Raw genomic sequence first — 20,947 nt, forward strand, 5'->3', positions numbered from 1 at the left:
CGGTCAGTGGCCGGGCGTGCACCGGTACAGCGTCTGGGCCGAGGCCGCTCCACCGGACGTGCCCGGGGCGGCGGAGTCCGTGCCGCCGTACGCCGAGGCCGGGACGGGGGTGCAGGCGGAGCGGACCCAGTCGGTGATCCGCGCCGTGGCCGTCGTCCCACCACCACCGCCGCCGGACAGGGCGCCCGTGCCGCGGCCACCGCCCAGCAGCACGTACCGCACCCTGCCGGTGTCGACCAGCTCCCGGAACTGCGCCTCGGTCGGGAACGGCACCCTGCCGCTGAAGCCGCCGAGCGGCAGGACGTGGGCACCGGTGGCGAGGATGTACGGGGACGCGCCGTTCCAGCTGGTGGTGGCGAACACGTAGGCGGCCGAGCCCTGGTGGGCGGTGGCGTAGTCGAGCACCTTCCGCTGGGCCGCGGTGAGTCCGCCCTCCACGCCGAAGCCGCCGAAGCCGCCCACGCCACCGAATCCGCCGCCACCGAATCCGCCCATGCCGCCGCGGGTCGCCTTCGTGCCGCGCGTCGCGCCGCCGCCCCAGGCCGGTCGGCCCGTCCGGCCGGCCGCCGAGATCACCGAGCCGCGGCCGCGGTTCGTGGCGGAGGGACCGACCGCGCCCATGCCGGAACTGCTGTAGGAGGGGCTGAACACCTGCACCGCCCACGCGCTCGGCGCGAGCAGCACCGCCGTGAGGGAGGCCGCCAGCCCGGCGAGGGCGAGCCGGCCGCCGGACGGCGTACGACCCGGACGGGCCCACACCAGCAGGACGACGGCGCCGAGCCCGAGCACGCCCACCGCGGGCGCCAGCCACGGCAGGAACGACGGGAACTGGCCGGCGAGGTACGCACTCCACGCCGCCGTCGCCGCCACCGCGCCCGGCAGCGCCCATGCGCGACGGCCGCCGGCCCGGTGGGCGCGCCACATCAGCGCGACGCCGCCCCCGGTGAGCGCGGCGAGCGGTACGGCGATCACGCCCATGTAGTACGTGTGGCCGGCGACGCTGCCCGCGCTGAACACCAGGAAGTACGTGGTCAGCCACGTGCCCCAGAGGAGGAACCCGGAACGGGTCCGGTCGGTGCGTGGCCTGCCCCGGCACCACAAGAGACCGCAGACGACGGCGACGGCGGCGATCGGGTACAGCCAGCCGGTCTGTGAGGCGAGTGACGTACCGAACATCTTCGACCAGCCGTTCTCGTCACCGCCCCGGCCGCCGGTCCGGTGCACGGCGTTCGTCCCGGCTCCCAGGGCGTCCCGCGTCCCGGTACGGCGGTACTGGGTGCCCCCGCCGACTGAGGTGCCGCCCGTCCGGCCTGCCCCCTGCCCCAGGCCGGTTCCCTGCCCCAGGCCTGCTCCCTGCCCCAGGCCGGTTCCCTGCCCCAGGCCTGCTCCCTGCCCCAGGCCGGTTCCCTGCCCCAGGCCTGCTCCCTGCCACGGGCCGCCCCGACCGCCTCCGCCGCCCTGCGTGGCGCTCACGCTGCCCGTGGAGGCCGCGCTGATGCCGAGGGAGGAGAAGCGGTTCAGGAAGTTGTAGCCGACCACCATGCTGAACGCGGAGTTGTTGGTGGTGCCATCCACGTAGGGCCGGTCCTTGGCGGGGGTGAGGGTGACGGCGAGCATCCAGGACGCCGACACGGCGGTCATCACCACCGCGGACACGCCGAGGTGCGCCAGCCGCCTCCGCAGCGTGATCGGCGCCGAGAGGAGGTAGACCAGCGTCAGCGCGGGCAGCACCGCCCACGCCTCCAGCATCTTGGCCTGGAAGCCGAGCCCGACCCACACACCGGCGAGCACCAGCGGGCCCAGCCGGCCGTCCCGGGCGGCACGCTGGGTGGCCTCGGCCGCCAGCAGCAGACACAACGTGAAGGCGGGGTCCTCGACGGCGGTGCGGAAGAGCCCCACGGCCACCGGGGTCAGCAGGAACGCCGTGCAGGCGATCAGCGCCGCGTTCACGCCCGCCCAGCGGCGTACCAGCCGGTGCAGGACCAGCAGGCTCGCCACCCCCTCGAGGACCTGGGGAAGGATCAGCGCCCACGGATGGAATCCGAAGATGCGGGCGGAAAGCGCCTGCGGCCACAGGAATCCCGGCAATTTGTCGAGGGTGATGGAATTCCCGGGGTCGAAAGAGCCGTAGAAGAAAGCCTTCCAACTCTCCGTCATGCTGCGGACGGCGTTCGCATAGAAGGTGTGGTACTGGCTGTGGTCGATGCCCCATGCGTAGAGCACGGCGGCGAGCACGATGATGACCAGCAGCGCCGGGCGCGCGTATGCCGGCTGATCCGCCGGCGAACGCCACGGCGCGCGGCGAACGGCACCGGTGGGCGGGGTGAGGACTGTCGTAGCCATGCACAGCAGTCTTGGGGCACAGGGCGCGCCCGCCCCACCGAAGAGGCCCGTTTCAAGAAGATTCTCGCCAGAATCAGGACGATTCTTTGACCCGACCGGACGGCATTTCAATCCGCGAAGTGCCGCCCATTACCAGCCCTGTACGTACTCCGCCCACATGAATAACACAGTGGACGCACAGCTTTTGAGCTCCACAGCTTTCAGAGCGTCAGCCCGCGCGTCAGCAGATCCAGCAGCGCGCACATGAACAGGGCGATGCCGATGAACCCGTTGACGCTGAAGAAGGCCCGGTTCAGGCGGGTCAGGTCGTGCGGGCGGACGATCGTGTGCTCGTAGAGGAAGGCGCCCGCCACGATCACCAGGCCCAGCCAGAAGAAGAAGCCGGCGCCGGTGACGACCGCGTACCAGACGAACAGTGCCGTCGTGACGGCGTGACAGGCGCGGGCGCCCCGGATGGCCGCCGGGATGCCGAAGCGGGCCGGCACCGACAGGACGCCGATCTCGCGGTCCGTCTCCACGTCCTGGCAGGCGTAGATCAGGTCGAAGCCGCCGATCCAGATGCCGACGGCCAGGCCGAGGATCACCGCGTCCCAGTCCCACCTGCCGCTGATCGCCAGCCAGCCGCCGATGGGGCCCATCGCCTGGGCGAGGCCGAGGATGGCCTGCGGGAAGTTGGTGAACCGCTTGCCGTACGGGTACACCACCATCGGGATCACCGCGATGGGGGCGAGCGCCAGGCACAGCGGGTTGAGCAGGGCCGCGGCGCCCAGGAAGAAGACCAGTGCGATCAGGGCACCGGTCCACGCGTGCCGCACCGTCATCGCGCCGGTCACCAACTCGCGTTGGGCGGTGCGCGGGTTGCGGGCGTCGATCTCGCGGTCGATGATCCGGTTCGCGGCCATGGCGAAGGTGCGCAGCCCCACCATGGCGACCGTGACGAGGAGCAGCCGTCCCCAGTGAATGTTCCGGTCCCACTGGTACATCGCGGTCAGCGAGGCGATGTACGCGAAGGGCAGGGCGAAGACGGAGTGCTCGATCATCACAAGGCGCAGGAACGCCTTGGTGCGTCCGGGCTGCGGGATCGCGGCGGAGGCGCTGCTCACAGGCCGTACTCCTTCCAGCGGCGGGTGACCTTCGCCGCCGTATCGGGGTCGGACAGGACCATGTCGGGCCAGCCGCCGTCCCTCGTGTAGCCCTCCTCGGGCCACTTCTTCGTGGCGTCGATGCCCGCCTTGCCGCCCCAGAACTGCTGGTACGAGGCGTGGTCGAGATGGTCGACGGGACCTTCGACGACGGTGAGGTCCCGGGCGTAGTCCGTGTTGCCGAGGGCGCGCCAGGCGACCTCGTGCAGATCGTGGACGTCGCAGTCGGAGTCGACGACCACGATCAGCTTGGTGAGGGACATCATGTGTGCGCCCCAGATGGCGTGCATCACCTTCTGGGCGTGCTTGGGATACTTCTTGTCGATCGAGACGATCGCGCAGTTGTGGAAGCCGCCCGCCTCGGGCAGGTGGTAGTCCACGATGTCCGGCACGATGATCTTCAGCAGTGGGAGGAAGAACCGCTCCGTCGCGCGGCCGAGCGGTCCGTCCTCCGTCGGCGGGCGGCCCACGACGATCGACTGGAGCAGCGGGCGGCGGCGCATGGTGACGCAGTCGATCGTCAGCGCCGGGAAGGGCTCCTGGGGGGTGTAGAAGCCGGTGTGGTCGCCGAACGGCCCCTCCGGCAGCATCTCGCCGGGCTCCAGCCAGCCCTCCAGGACCACCTCGGCGTTCGCCGGGACCTGGAGCGGCACCGTCTTGCAGTCGACCATCTCGATCCGCTTGCCCGCGATGAACCCGGCGAACAGGTACTCGTCGATGTCGCCGGGCAGCGGCGCCGTGGCGGCGTACGTCACGGCGGGCGGGCAGCCGAAGGCGATGGCGACCGGCAGCCTCTCCCCGCGCCGGGCCGCCACCTGGTAGTGGTTGCGGCTGTCCTTGTGGATCTGCCAGTGCATGCCGATGGTGCGCCTGTCGTGGCGCTGGAGGCGGTACAGACCGAGGTTGCGGATCCCGGTCTCGGGGTCCTTGGTGTGGGTCAGCCCGAGGTTGAAGAAGGAGCCGCCGTCCTTGGGCCAGGTGAACAAGGCGGGCAGGGTGTCGAGGTCGACGTCGTCGCCGTGCAGCACGACTTCCTGGACGGGCGCGCTGTCGGGCTTGACCTTCCTGGGCGGCACGTGCGCCATCGCGCCGAGCTTCCCGAAGGCCTCGCGCACCCCGACGAACCCGTGCGGCAGCTCGGGCCTCAGCAGGCCGCCGATCTTCTCGGAGATCTCGTCGTACGACTTCAGGCCGAGGGACTTCAGCAGCCGCCGGTCGGTGCCGAAGACGTTCATCGCCAGCGGCATGCTCGACCCGCGCACGTTCTCGAAGAGCAGCGCGGGACCGCCGGACTTCTGCACCCGGTCGACGATCTCCCCGACCTCCAGATAGGGGTCGACCTCGGCTTTGATGCGCTTGAGGTCTCCCTCGCGCTCCAGCGCCCGGAGCAGGGACCGAAGATCGTCATAAGCCATGCGTCCCAGTATTGCCGAGAGCCGCTTCAGAACTTCGGGCGCCCCGTCGGTTCGGCCGGGGGTCCGGCCCGCCGCGGAGCGGCTGTGGGCGCAGCGGCCCCCGGAACAGCACAGCGGCCACCCGCTACCCTGACCCCGTCACCGGGGCCCGTCGCACGCCCCGTCGCCGTCTCCTGGGGGATCGCACCACCATGTTCAGGTATCTGCCCTTCCTGCTGGTCCTGGCGCTGTGGATATACGCCTTCATCGACTGCCTGAACACCCCCGAGGAGCAGGTGCGCGGGCTGCCCAAGGTGGTCTGGGTCATCATCATCCTGCTCTTCGGCGAGGTGCTGGTCGGCCCGATCGCCTGGCTGGTGGCGGGCAAGCACCGCGGGCCCGTCCCGGCTGGGGGTGCCCCCTCCGGGGGAGGCTCGACGCCCTCCGAGTGGCACCGCAACCACCGCACCACCTTCGTCGCACCCGACGACAATCCCGAGTTCCTGAGGTCCCTCAAGGAAGAGAACAAGAAGGACGAGGCCCTGCTGAAGGAGTGGGAGGCCGACCTGCGCCGCCGCGAGGAGGAGCTGCGGCGCCGGGAGCGGGGCGAGGGGCCCACGGCCGACTGACGGAACTCAGGCCGCTTCAGTGGTCCTCACTTCACCGTGATCGAGTCCAGCTTCTCCCGCAGGTACACATGCGAGTCCACCGGCTCGTACGCCACCCTGCCCACCGGGGCCGGAACCGACTCCAGGACCGTCCCCGGGGTGCACTCGCCGAAGTAGACAAGGGACATCAGCTCCTCGGCGGGCGCGTCCACCGGCGGCGGCAGGACGCGGTGACGGCCCGAGCGCCAGCGGTCACCCGTCCAACGTGCCATCAGGTCACCGATGTTGATGGTGAACGCCTCGGGGTCGTAGGGGGCGTCCTCCCAGCCGCCCTCGTCCGTCCACACCTGCAGGCCGCCCCTGCCCGCCTGCCGGTCCAGGATCGTGACCGTGCCGAAGTCGGTGTGCGGGCCGATGCGGAACTGGCCCGGCTCCGGCTCGCCGATGACGTCCGTACCCGGGTACCAGTTGATGTTGAAGCCGTAGGTGGGGCGGGCCATGTGCCGCGTGAAGAAGTCGGGTTCCAGGCCGAGGGCCTCGCCGAGCAGCGACAGCAGCTGGTTCTCCAGCTCCGCCATCCGCGCCAGGTACTCCTCGCACAGCCCGCGCAGCTCCGGCACCTCGGCCGGCCAGACGTTCGGCGCGTACCACTCCGCGTCGATCTCCGGGTCCTCGAACGGCTCCTGCGTCGCGAAGGTCAGTGACTCCTTCAGGTCGGGCGGTGTCTCGGTGCCCTCCGCGTAGCCGTTGGCCTCCGTGCCGGGGCCGAGCCAGCCGCGCCCGCCGACGCGGGCCGCGTACTTCTCCTTGACCTCCACCGGCAGTGTGAAGAAGGTCCGCGCGGCCTCGCGGATCCGGGTGCGTAGGGACGGGTCCACGCCGTGGCCGGTGACCAGCAGGAATCCCGCGCTCTGGAGGGCTTCGTCGACGGTGCGGGCGATGCGGGCGCGGGCGGCGGGTTCGCCGTGCAGCCACGGCCGCAGGTCGATGGTGGGGATACGGGGATCGGTCAGGGCCTCGGTCATCGTCGTCCTCATTCCGCACACTTTCGCAACCAGACGGTCATCATGCGCTCCGGTACGAATCAACTCCCCATTTTTCAACGGTGGTCTGGGTATACCTCACTTCTGGGTACAGCTCACAGCAGCACATCGAAGCGGACCGCGCCGGGGGGAGATGCGGTGGACGACAGACGGCTGCACGGCCGGGAGCCTCTGTTCGACACCGAGCCGCCCGGGCTCGCCTCGCGGCTCGTCGGTCTGCGACCCCACCAGCTCCGCTCCTGCCCGTACGAGCACGACGGCGACCTGCCGTTCGTGGTGTTCGCGGGCGGGCGCGGACTCGGCAAGAGCGCACTGCTCGACGAGGTGCGCACCGCCTACCAGGGGCACACGCCCGTCGCGCTCATCGACGGTGAGGAGCCACAGTTCGCCGGTCCGCCGCCGGAGCGGCCCGGCGAGGTCTGGTCGCCGGTCGCGCAGGCGCTGACCACCGTCGCCGAGCAGCTCGCCGAGCCCGTCACGGGCGCCCGGCGGATCGGGTTCCCGCGGCTCGCCTCCGGGCTGCTCGCGGTCGCGGCGGGCGGCTGGGGCGACCGGGACGTACCGCGCATCCGGCAGGAGGCCGAGCGGATCCTCCTGCTGAACGACTCCCGGTCCTTCCTCGACGGCTTCGCGGGCCGCTGGGTGAGCAAGGTGGTCGCCAAGCTGATCGCGTCCATGTCGAACACCGGGCCCGTCGTCGAGCCGATCATCGAGGCGACCCTGGAGTCCTTCAGCGAGGGCGTCTCCCCCACCCACCGCCGGCTGCGCAGGGCGGCCACCTGGTACCGCGACTACCCGAACGCGGGCGGCAACCCCAAGCTGGGGCTCATCCTGCTGTCCGGGCACTTCCGGGCCGGCGGCGACTCCCGCACCCACGCCGAGCGCCATCTCGTGCGGGCCCTGCTGGCCGACCTCGACGACGCGTACGCCGGTGTGGTGCAGCGCTCCCGCCGCGTCGGCCGCCCGGTGATCCTCATCGACAACGTGCAGGAGCCCGCCGGACGCGGCCTGCTGGAGTGCGTCCTGCGTGACCGCGCGGACGGCATCCGCGACCAGGTCGTCTTCTTCTCGGCTCTGCGCGGCTACAGCCACCCGGCGCTGCGCAACGCGGCCCGCCGCAGCCTGACCGAGGTCGCCCGCACCACAGGCTGGGAGCCCGGCGCCTCCCCGTCCTCCCGGGCGCTGCTCGTGTCGCTGCCACCGCTCAAGCCCGACGACACCCTGCACATCGTGGGCGCCGTCTGCCGGGGCGTCGACGTACCGCCCCAGCTTCCGCACGCCACGCACCGGCTCACCGGCGGCAGCCCGCTCGGCATCACCCTGCTCGCCGAGTCGGCCCGGCAGAACCTGCCGCGCGGGGCCGCGTCCCTCGGCGCCCTGCTCACCGGGGACGTCACCGTCCACGACGACCATGACGGCCGCCCCGCCTACCAGGAGCTGCTGGACCGGCTGGTGCCGGGCGGCCGGCTCGACGAGCTGACCGTGCTCGCCGCCGCCCACGACCGCCCGTCCGCGCTGGCGCTCGCCCGGGGCCGCCTCCCGGACGACTTCGGCGCGGCCGGGGTGCTCGGACTGGAGGAACGGCTCGCCGCGGAGGGCTCGCCGAGCGCGCCGGGACAGTTCGTCGGGGACCCGTTCCTGCGCGCGCTGCTCCTGCTGCGGCTGCACCACCTCGACGCGGGCCACGCCCAGTGGCAGGCGGCGCACCGCGCGCTCGTCGACCACTACGGCGAGCAGGGCGGGGCGGATGCCGCCCGCTACCGGCTGCACCACGAACTCGCCCTCGGCAAGGCGGACTTCGCGGTGGCCCATCTGCGCGACACCTTCACCGGCACGGATGTCGGCAGCTGGCTGTCCGCGCTGGTCTTCATCGCGTCCGCGCCCTACTACCACGCGCACGACCCCGAGGGCCGGGACTTCGGCGGCGGCCACGACCACGACCACCGGGCCGCGGTCGCGCTCGGCCGTACGGACGCCGAACAGCGGCCGCCGCAGGGCGTGGACCCCGTCCTGCACCTGCGGGTGCGGCGGCTGCTGCACGCGGTGTGGCAGCTGACCGATCCGCTGGTGCTGCCCGATGTGAAGGTGGCCGAACGGCTGCGCTTCGAACTGGAGCAGCTGTCGAACCTGCGCCCCTCGGGCACCGCCCTGCTGTGGCGGGCCTCGCGGGACTGGCCGACGGACGCGCTGGCCGGACGGCCCCTGCGCATCCCCGGCGACGACCAGGACGGGGACGGGGACCGGGGATGACCGGCGTGACGGCGGACCGGTGCGGTCCGTGGGGTCGGGGCGGTCGGGCTGGTCGGAGCGGTCGAGCTGGTCGGAGCGGTCGGGCTGGTCGGAGCGGTCCGTGCGGACCGTACGAGAACGGGGGGCGATGATGGCGGCACGCTGGTGGACCTGGCTGCGCGAGGACGTCTGGGAGATCCGCTTCCGCCGGTATGCGGCGCTGCTGCTCGCCGCCGTGCTGGTGGCCGGCACCGCGTGGGCCGTCGTCACCTACATCGGCCGGCAGCCCTCCTGCGCCCCGGGCGTGGCCCGCCTCGACGGCGGCGACTGTGTGGGCGTGTCGACAACGGCGTACGACTTCGGGCAGCGTGGGTTCGCCGACGTGGTGGAGGCGGTGTACCGGGAGAACGATCGCCTGAAGTCCGGCAGTTATGTCACCGTGGCGCTCTTCGAGCCGTTCACCGCGAGCGACCCGGACAGTGTCGACGACACGCTGCACGAACTCCAGGGCGCCTATCTCGCCCAGTACCGGGCCAATCACGACGCGACCGGGGAGACCCCCCGGATCCGGCTGGTGCTCGCCAACACCGGCCGGGACGGGTCCTACTGGCCGCGTGTGGTCGACCGGCTGGCACAGATGGCCCAGGGCGCCGACCGGCTGCGGGCGGTGACCGGGATAGGGCTGAGCACCGACAACAACCGTGCCGCCGTCAAGGAGCTGACCCACCGCGGCATCCCGGTCGTCGGCTCCTCCATCACCGCCGACAGCCTCGCCAACGGGGCCGGCGGCAAGGACCCCTACCCGGGGCTCGCCCGTGTCGCCCCCACCAACAGCGACTCGGCCCGTGCGCTCGCGTCCTTCGCCCGGGTCTCCGGGGGCAGGGCGCTGCTGGTGTACGACAAGCCGGGCGACCCCTACACAGGCACCCTGCAGAGCGCGTTCGAGAAGCTGGTGGCCGGATCGCCGTACCAGGCACAGCCGTTCACCCCGCCCGTGGACCGAACGCAGGAGGGCACGACCGCGAACCAGTTCCGGCAGATCACCCAACTGGTGTGCGACACCCCGAAGACCACGGACACGATCCTGTTCGCCGGGCGCCACACCCAGCTGCGGCAGTTCGTCAACGCGCTGGGCGCGCGGGGCTGCATGGACCACCGGCTCACTGTGCTCACGGGCGACGAGGGCTCGTACCTCAACGGGGACAAGCGCCTCGACTGGAAGGCCCTCACGCGGAACCTGTCCGTGCGCTACACCGCGCTCGCGCATCCCGACGCGTGGAAGAAGGAGACGGCGCGGACGGGTGGCAGCGCCGCGGACGCACAGGAGCTGGACGGCCTGATCGCGCGTGGCGCGAAGCAGCCGGTGGGGCCGATCGGGCCGGTGGATCTCGCCGACGGGCAGCTGATCATCGCGTACGACGCCATGCGGCTCGCGGTGCAGGGGAATGCGGGAGGCCACGCCGACCGGCGACGTGGTGCCTGCGCTGACGGACGTGGTGAACGAGTGGGCGTTCATGAAGGGCTCGCACCGGGTGGACGGGGCGAGCGGTTGGGTCTGCCTCGACGTGCACGGGAACCCGTACGACAAGGCCGTACCGATCGTGGAACTCACCCCGGACGGGGGTGCGCGGTTCGTACGGATCGCCTGGCCCGAGGGCCGTCCGCCGGCCAAGGAGTGCCTGCCGCCTGCCTAGTGCCGCAACAGGCAACGTTCGCCCCGTCGCGACCCCCGGCACTCCCCCAAGCTCTCGGCTTCGCTCGAGCAGGGGGACCCCCACCCCCAAGCTCTTCGAGCAGGGGGTACCCCCAGAGCACGCACCGGACGCCGCTCCTTGACGGGCAAAACGTTGCCTGCCGCGGCACTAGCCACCGTCGTCAAGGACCTGGGCCAAGGACCCCAGCAGGCGTTCGAACCGTTCCCGCCAGCCCGGGTCCCTGTCCTCCCCGCTCTCGTGTGTGAACCGCACCGTCGTCCCCGTCGGGCGGCCCGGCTCCAGGTGGAAGCGGATGCGGCCCCGGCCCGCCACCGTGTACTCGGCGACCCGTTCCACGTCCCAGGCCGTGATCCGGCCCTCGGCCGGGCCGTCCGGGAGCCGCAGGCCCACCGCGCCGCCGAGCCGTGGTTCGAACGGCTCGGCGGGGGCAAGCCACTCCGCGAGGCCCGCGGCGGAGGCCAGCACCGGCCAGACGTCCTCCACGGGGCGGGGCAGGCGCAGCAGGTAGTGCCGTACGTACGCGTCCCCCCGGTGCTCGGCGGTGCCCTCTTCGATGGGATCGGTCATGACACCAGCGTCGCTCCCTAGGGGGCGTTCCGCACGTGTTACGGGCGCTGGCCCCGCGTGGTCGACGTGATCGCGACACCCTCACGGCCGGCCCGGTCCTTGACGCCCTGGACCACCTCGACGCCCGGATCCTCGCACGGCCCGTACTCGTCGTACGCCGAAGGCCGGTTCACGTGACCCGCGTCACAGGAACCGGCCTTCGCGGTAACGGACTTACACGCCCGCGTACGAGTGCTTGCCGCCCACGAAGATGTTCACGCCGTAGTAGTTGAACAGCCAGCAGCCGAAGGCGATGAGCGCGATGTACGCCGCCTTGCGGCCCTTCCAGCCGGCCGTGGAGCGGGCGTGCAGGTAGCAGGCGTAGGCGACCCAGGTGATGAACGCCCAGGTCTCCTTGGGGTCCCAGCCCCAGTAGCGGCCCCAGGCGGACTCCGCCCAGATGGCGCCCGCGATGATCGTGAACGTCCACAGCGGGAAGACGGCGGCGTTCACGCGGTAGGAGAACTTGTCGAGGGACGCCGAGGACGGCAGCCGCTCCAGGACGGACGTGGCGAAGGTGCCGGGCTTGCCGCCGCTCGCCAGCTTGTTCTCGTAGGAGTCCTTGAAGAGGTACAGGATCGTGCCGACCGCACCGACGTAGAAGAACGCGCCGCAGACGATCGCGGTGGAGACGTGGATGTACAGCCAGTACGAGTGCAGGGCCGGGACCAGCTGGTCGCTCGCCGTGTACAGGACGGTGACGGCGAGGCCGAGGTCGAGCAGGACCGTGGTGGTCAGGAAGAGGCCGAGCCAGCGCACGTTCTTCTTCAGCGCGAGCAGCGTGAGGTAGACGCCGACGGCGACCGTGGAGAACGTGATGTTGAACTCGTACATGTTGCCCCACGGCGCCCGCTCCACGGAGACCGCGCGGGCGACCACGCCGCCCAGCTCCACGAGGAAGGCGAGCGCGGTGAGGGAGATGGCGATGCGCCCGTAGAGGTCGCCCTGCTCGTCACCGCCGTGGGCGCCGGGGCCGTCCGGCACGTCACGGGCGCCGGCCACGGCCCGGGTGACGACCTTGGGCCGCTCCAGGACCGCGGTGCCCCCGGCCTTTTTGACCGTGACCGCGGGCCCGGCGGCCTTCCGTCCGGCCTCGGTGGTGAGCGCGTTGGCAGTGCGGGCGACCTTGCTGCGGCTGCCGAAGAGCCATTCGGCGATGTACGCGAAGAAGGCCAGGGTGTAGACGGCCATCGCGGAGTAGATCAGCGTGTTGCTGATGTTCGCGAGGTGTTCGTTGGTGGCGGTGGCGAGGGTCACTTTTTCTGAGCCCCTTCAGCGGCAGGTACGGGGGTTGCGGCGTCCGGCTCCTGTTCGGGGTCGGCGTCGGGGGTCGTGTCGTCGGCGGCCTCGTCGCTCTGGGCGGACTCGTCGCTCTCGTCGGTCTTCGTGGGTGCCTGCTCGTGGACGAGCGCGGCCAGGTCGCCCAGTTCCTCGGGCACCTTCGCGGACTCGCTGCGGCCGAGGCCCGCCATCTCCACGACGGTGACGCCGTCGGCTCCGGTCGTCGCGCGCACCCACACGCGGCGGCGCTGGATGAACAGCGAGGCGGCCAGGCCGAAGATCGCGGCGATCGCGCCGCCGAGCGCCCAGCCGGTGCCCGGCTGCTGCACCACCTGGAAGCCGGCCCACGACTTGATCTGCTTGTCGAAGGTGATCGAGCCGTTCCCGCCCGGCAGCTTCATGGTCTCGCCGGGCAGCAGACGGGCCTTGGCGATGTCGCCCTTGGCGTCCTTGAACGGCTTCAGGCCCCTTGCCTTGGTGTCCAGCTGGTACACGTTCTGCGGGATGCCCGCGTTGACGCCCAGGTCGCCGTGGTACGCGGACACCGCGAGCACCGGGTAGTCGAGGGCCGGGAACTGGGAGAACATCGTGCCCTGGCCGGCGCCCGCGAAGGTCGGCACGAAGAACGCCGGGAAGCCGAGCTGCTCGGGCTGGCCCTGGGCGTTCTTGTAGCCGTCGAGGACCTTGACGGCGCCCTGGGAGGTCACGTTGGAGTCGATCGGCAGCAGCGGCACGGCGTCATGGAAGACGACGTTCCCCTTGCCGTCGCGGACGGTGACGACGGGCGCGTAGCCGTGGCTGACCAGGTACACCTTGGCGTCGCCGATCACCAACGGCTCGTTGACCTTGATGGTGGTCTTCTTGTCCTTGCCGTAGGCGCCCACGCTGTAGGTGATGTTCGCCTGGTAGGTGCGCGGCGTGCCCTTGTTGGGGCCGTTGCGCTCGTAGGTGCCGGTGAACTTGTTCAGGGTGAAGCTGAACGGCACCAGGTTGTCGTCGCTGAAGAGGTTGCCGGACTTGAAGTCGTCGTACTGGGTGAGGGTGTTGGAGAAGCCGTCGCCCTCGACGATCAGCTTGTTGCCCTCCGTCTTGTACAGCTGGCCCCAGGCGAAGGCGACCAGCATCACGACAAGAGCGATGTGGAAGACCAGGTTGCCCGCCTCGCGCACATAGCCCTTCTCGGCGGCCACCGCGTCCCCGGCGACATGCGCGCGGAAGCGGCGGCGCTTCAGAACCGCCAGCGCAAACTCGCGGATCTGCTCGGGGTCGGCGTCGGTGCGCCAGGTCGCGTAAGCGGGCAGCCGGGTCAGCCGCTTGGGGGCGGCCGGCGGGCGGCCCCTGAGCTGGCCGGTGAACTGCCAGGTGCGCGGCACGATGCACCCGATGAGCGAGATGAACAGCAGGATGTAGATCGCGGAGAACCACACCGAGCTGTAGACGTGGAACAGCCCGAGCTTGTCGTAGATCTCGCCGAGCGTCTTGTGCGAGTCCTTGAAGTCCTGGACCTTCAGCGCGTTCTGGCCGGTCTGCGGGATCAGCGAGCCGGGGACCGCGGCGAGCGAGAGCAGGAACAGCAGGATCAGCGCGACCCGCATGGAGGTCAGCTGCCGCCAGAACCAGCGGGCCCAGCCGATGATCTCGCGCGCGGTCCAGGTGATCCAGCCCTTGGCTCCGGGGGCGCGGGAGCCGCCGAAGGAGCCGGGCACGGCCGTCTCGACGGGGGCGGTGGACAGTTGCGAACCGGCCTCGGCGAGGTCGGCCTCACTGCCCTGCGCCAGGTTCTCGGGGGCCTCTTCACTGTGCACGTCGGTGCTCCGTGTGTCGCTCATGGATCAGACCCCCACCGTGAAGCCGTCGGACCAGCTCTGCATCTGCTCCACGATGCCGTCCCAGGCGCCGGTGACCAGCAGCAGCCCGGTCGCGATCATCATGCCGCCGCCGACGCGCATCACCCACTGGTAGTGCCGCTTGACCCAGCCGAACGCGCCGAGCGCCTTGCGGAAGGCGACGGCGGCGAGCACGAAGGGCACGCCGAGGCCGAGGCAGTAGGCGACGGTGAGGAGGGCGCCGCGGCCTGCGCTGCCCTGGTCGGAGGAGAGCATCAGCACCGAGGACAGGGTCGGGCCGATGCACGGGGTCCAGCCGATGCCGAACAGCGCGCCCAGCAGGGGTGCGCTGACCAGACCCGCCACGGGCCGCTTGTGGAAGCGGAACTCCCGCTGGGTGAACCAGGGCATCGCCCCCATGAAGAACAGACCCATGAGGATCATGAAGACGCCCAGCACCTTGGACAGAACGTCCTTGTGTTCCTGCAGCGTCGAGCCGAAGAACCCGAACAGCGCCCCGCTGGAGACGAACACGGCGGTGAAGCCGAGCACGAACAGGGAGGCACCCGCGACCATCCGCCCGCGCCGGGCCTCGGCCAGGTCGGTGCCGGTGACCCCGGTCACATACGACAGATAGCCGGGCACCAGCGGCAGAACGCACGGGGAGAAGAAGGAGACGAGACCGCCGAGCAGGGCGACGGGGAGGGCGACCAGCAGGGCTCCGTTGAGCACCGTGCCGTTGTATCCCTCGGCGGCGAGCGTGGTCAGAGGACTCACTTGTCACTTCTCCGCGACGACCGGGTCGAGCATCTCGCGCAGCTTGTCCTCGGTGAGGGCCTGCAGTGTGCGCGCGGCGATCTTCCCGTCCCGGTCGATGATCAGCGTGGACGGGATCGCCTGCGGGTTGAGCGTGCCCTTCTTGAAGCGGAGCATCAGCTTGCCGGTCGGGTCGTACAGGCTCGGGTACGTGACCCCGTACTGCTGCTCGAAGGCGCGGGCCGGACCGGTGCTGGTGTCGCGGGTGTTGATGCCGACGAACTGGACGCCCTTGCTCGCCGTCTCCTTTGCGACCTTGACGAAGTTGGGCGCCTCGGCGCGGCAGGGCGGGCACCAGGAGCCCCAGACGTTGATGACGACGACCTTGCCCTTGTAGTCGGCGACATCGAGCTTCTTGCCGTCGACGGTGGTGCCGGACAGGTCGGGGGCGTCGGCCCGCTCGCCCTTCTCGACGGTCGCGATGCCGTCCTTGCCGGTGATGAAGTTGGTGTTGCCGGAGCCCCCCGAGGTGCCGCCGGATCCGCAGGCGGACAGGACGAGCGCCGCGACGGCGGCCCCGGCGGTGGCCAGGACGGCGCGTCGGCGGCTGCGGCTACGGGTGCGGTTCAGGCGCTGGGGGGCGCGGCAGGCGGCACTCATGTGAAAAGTTTCGCATGTCCGTTCCGGGGATCTTGCCCGCCCCCCCTTGTGGGCGGAAACCCGCATTTCAGGCGGGGTTCGAGGGGCTCCCCGAGGTGCTCTTGCCGGTGCCGGTGGTGCTGGAGAGGAACGCCTTCCAGCCGCCGACCGGCCGCTGCCCGACCCCGAGCGTGCGCAGCTTGGCGAGCACCTCGGGCTTCTGGACGTCGAGCCAGTCGACGAACTGCCGGAAGGAGACCATGCGCACATCGGCGCCTTTCTCCTTCTCCCGTGCGATGCGCTTGAGGGCCTCCTCGACGGAGTCCATGTAGATGCCGCCGTTCCAGTGCTCGAAGTGGTTGCCTATGAAGAACGGCGCCCGGTTTGTCTCATATGCACGCTGGAATCCGGCTATGTACGCTCCGGCGGACTGCTGACGCCAGGCGGGGTAGTGGTGGGCGGGCGCCTTGGTGGAGTTCTGCGACTGGTTGGCCATCATGTTGTAGTCCATCGACAGCACCTCGAAGCTGCGCCCCGGGAAGGGCACCTGCTGCAGCGGCAGATCCCACAGCCCGTGTCGCTTCGTCGGCCACACCTGGATGCCGCCGGGCGAGGAGGCGTCGTAGCGCCAGCCGAGCTCGCGGGCGGTGGGCAGCAGCCTGTCCTGGCCCAGCAGACAGGGCGTACGGCCGCCGACCAGCTCCTTGTCGTAGTCGAAGGGCAGGGGCGGCAGGTCGTGCCAGCCGGTGTTGGTCTTCCACTCCTTGACGAAGGCCTTGGCCTGGTCGATCTCGCTGCGCCACTGCTTGGGCGTCCACCACTTGACCGAGCCGTGAGCTTCGCCACAGAAGTGGCCGTTGAAGTGGGTGCCTATCTCGTGGCCTTCGAGCCAGGCCCGGCGGACGTTGGTCAGCGTGGCCTTGATGTGCTCGTCGCTGAGGTAGCCGATGTCGGAGGCGCCCGGCGCGTTGTTCGGCGGCAGGTACTTGCGCTTCTTCGACTCCGGCAGCAGGTAGAGCCCGGAGAGGAAGAACGTCATGTGCGCGCCGTGTTCCTTGGCGAGGTCCAGGAAGCGCGGGAAGAGACCGTTGCCGACCTCTCCGGCGCCGTCCCAGGAGAAGACCACGAACTGCGGAGGAGTCTGGCCCGGCTCCAGCGGCACCGGCTTGTCCGGCTGGAACGACTGCTTGCCTGTGTCGGCGGTGGAGCCGTCACCCAGCGGACGCGCGGTGGCCGTGGGGCTGTTGCTGGGACCGCCGGAACCGTCGGATCCCCCCTTGCCGGAACCGTGGGCGGGACTCGCACCGTCGTGCTGGGTACCGCACGCGGCGAGTCCCATGGCGGCCGCCGCACCCGCGCCGAGTCCTATCAGTCCCCGTCGGCTGATGTCCCGCATTCCGTCCCCATCTCATAGCGCCCTCTCAGTGGTCGCACAGTGAGAGGGCGCGATGGAGAGGCAGGTTCCGCTGAAACCGCATACCTGTCGCGGATTTTACGAAGATACTGCCTGATACCAGGACTGGGTACGTCTTGCGCCGAAGCGTGCGCCGGGCCGTCAGCTGTAGGGCGTGAAACGTTTCCCCTCTTCCGCAGTCAGATCCCGTGTCCCGCCGTCAGATCCTGTGTCGCACAGGCGTTGTGTCGCGCCGTCAGACCCTGTGTCACACAGGCTCTCAGGCCCCGAACGCCTTGCTGTTCCCGGGAGCGGACTTCCCCTTCGCCGGCTTGGCGCCCGCGCGCAGATGCGGTGGCACCAGGTCGCGGGCCGGCTCGGTGTAACCCACCGACACGATCTTGTCGCCCTGGTACGTGAACGTGGTGAGGGAGGCGAGCGTGCACTGCCGCTTGCGCGGATCGTGCCACAGCCGCCGCCGCTCCACGAAGCTGCGCACGATCCAGATCGGCAGCTGGTGGCTCACGCACACGGCCTCGTGCCCGCGCGCGGCGTCCTTGGCGGCGTTCAGCGCCGCCATCATCCGGACGACCTGCTCCACGTACGGCTCGCCCCAGGACGGCTTGAACGGGTTCACCAGGTGCTTCCAGTTCTCGGGCCGCCGCAGCGCCCCGTCGCCGACCCCGAAGGTCTTCCCCTGGAACACGTTCTCGGCCTCGATGAGCCGCTCGTCGGTCGCCAGATCGAGACCGTGCGCCTTGGCGATCGGGGTGGCCGTCTCCTGCGCACGCTCCAGCGGGGAGGAGACGACGTGGGTGATGTCCCGGGAGGCCAGATGCTCGGCGACCCGCTCGGCCATCTGCCGGCCGAGCTCGGAGAGGTGGTAGCCGGGCAGTCTCCCGTACAGGATCCCGTCCGGGTTGGCGACCTCGCCGTGCCGCATCAGGTGGACGACTGTGATATCGCTCATGCCGCAGCTGCCTCCGCTGCTGCCCGGGCCGCCGCCGGAAGGGCGTCGGCGATCCGCTGGATGGCCCGCTCGTCGTGCGCGGTGGAGACGAACCAGGACTCGAACGAGGAGGGCGGCAGGTAGACGCCCTGGGAGAGGAGGGAGTGGAAGAAAGCGGTGAACCGGAAGGACTCCTGCGCCTTGGCATCCTCGTAGTCGCGCACCGGCCGGTCGGTGAAGAACACGGAGAACATGTTGGAGGCGTTCTGCAGCTGGTGCGCCACGCCCTCCTTGCTCAGCGCCTCCGTGACGAGCGTACGGATCTCGGCCGAGACGGCGTCGACCTTGTCGTACGCGGCGTCGTCGAGCAGCCTCAGCTGCGCGAGGCCGGCGGCGGTGGCCACCGGGTTCCCGGAGAGGGTGCCGGCCTGGTAGACGGGCCCGGCCGGCGCGAGGCGCGCCATGACGTCCTTGCGGCCACCGAACGCGGCAGCGGGGAAACCGCCGCCCATGACCTTGCCGAAGGTCATCAGGTCGGGCTCGACCCCGTCGATGCCGTACCAGCCGGCCCTGCTGGTGCGGAACCCGGTCATGACCTCGTCGGAGATGTAAAGGGCGCCGTTGTCCCGGCACAGGTCCTTGAGCCCCTGGTTGAACCCGGGCAGCGGCGGGACGACGCCCATGTTCCCCGGGGACGCCTCGGTGATCACGCAGGCGATCTCGCCGGGGTGCGCGGCGAAGGCGGCGCGGACGGCCTCGAGGTCGTTGTAGGGCAGGACGATGGTGTCGCCGGCCTGGGCGCCGGTGACACCCGGGGTGTCGGGCAGCGCGAAGGTGGCCACACCACTGCCCGCGGCGGCCAGCAGCGAATCGACGTGCCCGTGATAGCAACCGGCGAACTTGATCACCTTCGACCGCTGCGTGAACCCGCGGGCGAGCCGGATGGCGGACATGGTGGCCTCGGTGCCGCTGGAGACGAGCCGGACCTGCTCGACGGGCGCGACCCGGGCGACGATCTCCTCGGCGAGAGCGACCTCGCCCTCACCGGGCGTACCGAAGGAGGTACCGCGGGCGACGGCCTCCTGGACCGCGGCGATCACGTCCGGGTGGGAGTGCCCGAGGATCATCGGCCCCCAGGAACACACGAGATCGACATATTCGCGTCCATCGGCGTCAGTCAAATACGGACCATTACCGGACACCATGAACCGGGGCGTACCGCCCACGGCGCGGAAGGCGCGCACCGGAGAGTTCACGCCGCCGGGCGTGACGACCGCCGCGCGCTCGAAAAGAGTCTGCGAAACTGGGGCTTCGTACGGATAGCTCACACTAGCCATGGTGTCAGAGGCCTCGACGATCCTGCCGACAGGTGGTTGAACGCACGTTTCGGCGGGCGGCCGCGGGGGAGGTCACTGACACGATGATCGGGTTGCGCGGCGGGTGCCACGCGTCCTAGAAAAGCAGTCGGGTGGAGATATGCATCGCGGTGGCGGACTGGGCGAGGGGACCGATGACCTGGGTCCTCGGCGTGCCCGGCGGGGAAGGCACCGGCGCGACGCGGAGGAAACGAGCGAGACACGTCAGACGCAGGGTTCACAGGGTGGTCCTGTCGGTCCCGGCGGTCCTGAGCGAATCGACCGGCTGACGCGTATGGATGGCATGGACCATGTGAACCGTAGGCGGGATCGGCTCGGGGCAGGAAGCGGGAATGGTGGTCGGGTGGGGGTGACGTACAAGTACTTCGGCGCGCCGGATGGTGCCACGGCCGCCCGTGTCCCGATCTCGATGCGTCCCGAGGAGCTCGGCGGCGACGAGCTCGGCATGGGCGGCATGTTCACCAAGATCAAGCCGGAGACGATGGCGGCGATGGTGCTCACGGGCATCGAGGGCGTCCCGCTCCACAAGGTCCCACCGCTGGAACTGGTGGTCCTGCACCCCGACTACGCGGTCGTCAAACTCCCCATGACGGTCGTGGACCCGCTGCGCGGCATCGGCGAGGAACAGGTCGGCGCGGCGGCCTTCATCTGGTCGACGGTGCCGGACCGGGGCGGCCCGCGGGACGCGTTCAACGTGTACCAGTTGCTGCACGAGTGGCAGGACTTCTCGCACCGGTTGCATGAGGCGGGGCATCAGCCTTATTGCCTGGTGTGGCCGTGATCCAGGGTTTCGCGTCGTTCGGGCGGGGTTTCTGGCCCCCCCTCGTCGTTCGAACGGGGCCGCGCCAGTAGCCGTCGGTCCAAGTGCTCGCTGGAACGTCATGAGGTCCTCGTCGTCCCCGTCGTCGATTCGGGTTTCGTGCGGAGGACTTCGCGGGCCTGGTCCGCGGCGCGGGTGATGCTCTCGGAGACGAAGTCGACGAAGCGGGCGATGTTCTCGAGGCGGGCGGCGGCCGGGGTTCCGGGGCCCAGGACGCCGACGCCCTGTCGTGCGGTTTCGGCGATCTGGGCGGTGCCGCGGGCGCTGGCCATCGTGGACTGGTACCAGACGTCGTCGTCGACGACGTAGCGCTCACGGCGGCGTTCGTCGCGTTCCCGGCGGACGAGGTCCTGGCTCTCGAGGTACGCGATCGCCTTGGAGACGGACGCCGGGCTGACCTGGAGGCGCTGGACGAGTTCGGCCGCGGTGAGGCTGCCCGTGTCGCTGATGCAGAGGCACGCCATCACCCGGGCCATCATCTTGGGCATGCCCGATTGCATGAGGCCGGTGGTGAACACCTCCTCGTACTCACGCACGGCCTCGGCGTCGAATCCGTGGGCCCGCTCGGGCCCTTGCGACCCGCGGGGCGCGGCCTGCCTGCGCCGATGGGCGCGGCGTTCGGCGGCGCGGTGGGCGAGGTCGGCGCGGTAGGCGGTGGGGCCGCCGTTGCGCATCACCTCACGCGTGATCGTCGAGGTGGGGCGGTCCAGGCGTCTGGCGATCTCCGCGTAGGCGAGCCCGTCGGCCAGGCCCAGCGCGATCTGCCGGCGTTCCTGCTGGGTGAGCCTGCCTCCCGGCATCGCGGTCTCCTTCGCGGTCTTCGTCGG

17 protein-coding genes and 1 pseudogene are annotated in these 20,947 nt (G+C 70.5%); 4 read left to right on the forward strand and 14 right to left on the reverse strand.

Features of this window, described 5'->3' with window-relative positions; genetic code table 11:
* Positions 1-3 precede the first annotated feature (3 nt).
* The 3 genes from AB0N14_RS04530 to AB0N14_RS04540 form a co-directional block, all read right to left on the reverse strand.
* Positions 4-2,343 (reverse strand): glycosyltransferase family 39 protein, encoded by a 2,340-nt coding sequence (locus AB0N14_RS04530; protein WP_366024192.1) that lies wholly within the window; start codon positions 2,341-2,343, stop codon positions 4-6.
* A gap of 200 nt (positions 2,344-2,543) precedes the next feature.
* Positions 2,544-3,446 (reverse strand): menaquinone biosynthesis prenyltransferase MqnP, encoded by a 903-nt coding sequence (gene mqnP / locus AB0N14_RS04535; protein WP_366024193.1) that lies wholly within the window; start codon positions 3,444-3,446, stop codon positions 2,544-2,546.
* The gene (locus tag AB0N14_RS04540) at positions 3,443-4,900 is read right to left on the reverse strand and encodes a menaquinone biosynthesis decarboxylase (RefSeq protein WP_366024194.1); all 1,458 of its coding nucleotides are present in this window, start codon (positions 4,898-4,900) and stop codon (positions 3,443-3,445) included. Before AB0N14_RS04540 ends, mqnP begins: the two co-directional genes overlap by 4 nt.
* Before the next feature lie 191 nt (positions 4,901-5,091).
* On the opposite strand from AB0N14_RS04540, the gene AB0N14_RS04545 reads away from it, so the two are divergent.
* The gene (locus AB0N14_RS04545; protein WP_366024195.1) at positions 5,092-5,508 is read left to right on the forward strand and encodes a PLD nuclease N-terminal domain-containing protein; all 417 of its coding nucleotides are present in this window, start codon (positions 5,092-5,094) and stop codon (positions 5,506-5,508) included.
* Between the two features lie 26 nt (positions 5,509-5,534).
* Here the strand turns inward: AB0N14_RS04545 and AB0N14_RS04550 are convergent, their stop codons facing one another.
* On the reverse strand, positions 5,535-6,512 hold the full coding sequence (locus tag AB0N14_RS04550; protein ID WP_366024196.1) for a 2-oxoglutarate and iron-dependent oxygenase domain-containing protein: 978 nt from the start codon (positions 6,510-6,512) through the stop codon (positions 5,535-5,537).
* 156 nt (positions 6,513-6,668) lie between these two features.
* On the opposite strand from AB0N14_RS04550, the gene AB0N14_RS04555 reads away from it, so the two are divergent.
* Both AB0N14_RS04555 and AB0N14_RS04560 read left to right on the forward strand, forming a co-directional pair.
* Positions 6,669-8,780 carry a hypothetical protein gene (locus AB0N14_RS04555; RefSeq protein WP_366024197.1) on the forward strand — a complete coding sequence of 704 codons (2,112 nt, stop codon included), beginning with the start codon at positions 6,669-6,671 and terminating at the stop codon, positions 8,778-8,780.
* A gap of 130 nt (positions 8,781-8,910) precedes the next feature.
* A pseudogene (locus tag AB0N14_RS04560) lies at positions 8,911-10,453 on the forward strand (hypothetical protein).
* A gap of 168 nt (positions 10,454-10,621) precedes the next feature.
* Here AB0N14_RS04560 and AB0N14_RS04565 read toward each other — a convergent pair.
* From AB0N14_RS04565 to hemL, 9 genes are all read right to left on the reverse strand, one after another.
* Positions 10,622-11,041: an SRPBCC domain-containing protein gene (locus tag AB0N14_RS04565; protein ID WP_366024198.1), complete on the reverse strand. Its 420-nt coding sequence runs from the start codon at positions 11,039-11,041 to the stop codon at positions 10,622-10,624.
* A gap of 38 nt (positions 11,042-11,079) precedes the next feature.
* Positions 11,080-11,214 carry a hypothetical protein gene (locus AB0N14_RS04570; RefSeq protein WP_366024199.1) on the reverse strand — a complete coding sequence of 45 codons (135 nt, stop codon included), beginning with the start codon at positions 11,212-11,214 and terminating at the stop codon, positions 11,080-11,082.
* Between the two features lie 40 nt (positions 11,215-11,254).
* Entirely contained in the window at positions 11,255-12,337 is a 1,083-nt protein-coding gene (ccsB, locus tag AB0N14_RS04575; RefSeq protein ID WP_366024200.1) for a c-type cytochrome biogenesis protein CcsB, read from the reverse strand.
* Positions 12,334-14,190: a cytochrome c biogenesis protein ResB gene (locus AB0N14_RS04580; RefSeq protein WP_366024201.1), complete on the reverse strand. Its 1,857-nt coding sequence runs from the start codon at positions 14,188-14,190 to the stop codon at positions 12,334-12,336. Before AB0N14_RS04580 ends, ccsB begins: the two co-directional genes overlap by 4 nt.
* Before the next feature lie 3 nt (positions 14,191-14,193).
* Complete coding sequence (locus AB0N14_RS04585; protein WP_366024202.1) at positions 14,194-14,964, reverse strand: cytochrome c biogenesis protein CcdA; 771 nt, start codon at positions 14,962-14,964, stop codon at positions 14,194-14,196.
* Positions 14,965-14,967: 3 nt separating this feature from the next.
* Positions 14,968-15,603, reverse strand: a complete 636-nt coding sequence (locus AB0N14_RS04590) for a TlpA disulfide reductase family protein (protein WP_366024203.1) — start codon at positions 15,601-15,603, stop codon at positions 14,968-14,970.
* A gap of 67 nt (positions 15,604-15,670) precedes the next feature.
* Positions 15,671-16,978 carry a hypothetical protein gene (locus tag AB0N14_RS04595; protein WP_366024204.1) on the reverse strand — a complete coding sequence of 436 codons (1,308 nt, stop codon included), beginning with the start codon at positions 16,976-16,978 and terminating at the stop codon, positions 15,671-15,673.
* Between the two features lie 277 nt (positions 16,979-17,255).
* Positions 17,256-17,945 carry a histidine phosphatase family protein gene (locus AB0N14_RS04600; RefSeq protein WP_366024205.1) on the reverse strand — a complete coding sequence of 230 codons (690 nt, stop codon included), beginning with the start codon at positions 17,943-17,945 and terminating at the stop codon, positions 17,256-17,258.
* Positions 17,942-19,261, reverse strand: coding sequence for a glutamate-1-semialdehyde 2,1-aminomutase (gene hemL, locus AB0N14_RS04605; RefSeq protein ID WP_366024206.1), 1,320 nt, complete (start codon positions 19,259-19,261; stop codon positions 17,942-17,944). Before hemL ends, AB0N14_RS04600 begins: the two co-directional genes overlap by 4 nt.
* A gap of 139 nt (positions 19,262-19,400) precedes the next feature.
* Between hemL and AB0N14_RS04610 the strand changes: the two genes are divergently transcribed.
* Positions 19,401-20,081 carry a hypothetical protein gene (locus tag AB0N14_RS04610; protein WP_200418704.1) on the forward strand — a complete coding sequence of 227 codons (681 nt, stop codon included), beginning with the start codon at positions 19,401-19,403 and terminating at the stop codon, positions 20,079-20,081.
* A 98-nt stretch (positions 20,082-20,179) separates the two neighbouring features.
* Here AB0N14_RS04610 and AB0N14_RS04615 read toward each other — a convergent pair whose 3' ends face one another.
* Positions 20,180-20,920 (reverse strand): helix-turn-helix domain-containing protein, encoded by a 741-nt coding sequence (locus tag AB0N14_RS04615; RefSeq protein ID WP_366024207.1) that lies wholly within the window; start codon positions 20,918-20,920, stop codon positions 20,180-20,182.
* Between the last annotated feature and the right edge of the window lie 27 nt (positions 20,921-20,947).

The sequence above is a fragment of the Streptomyces sp. NPDC051104 genome (assembly GCF_040682835.1).
Taxonomy (GTDB): Bacteria; Actinomycetota; Actinomycetes; order Streptomycetales; family Streptomycetaceae; genus Streptomyces; species Streptomyces cynarae.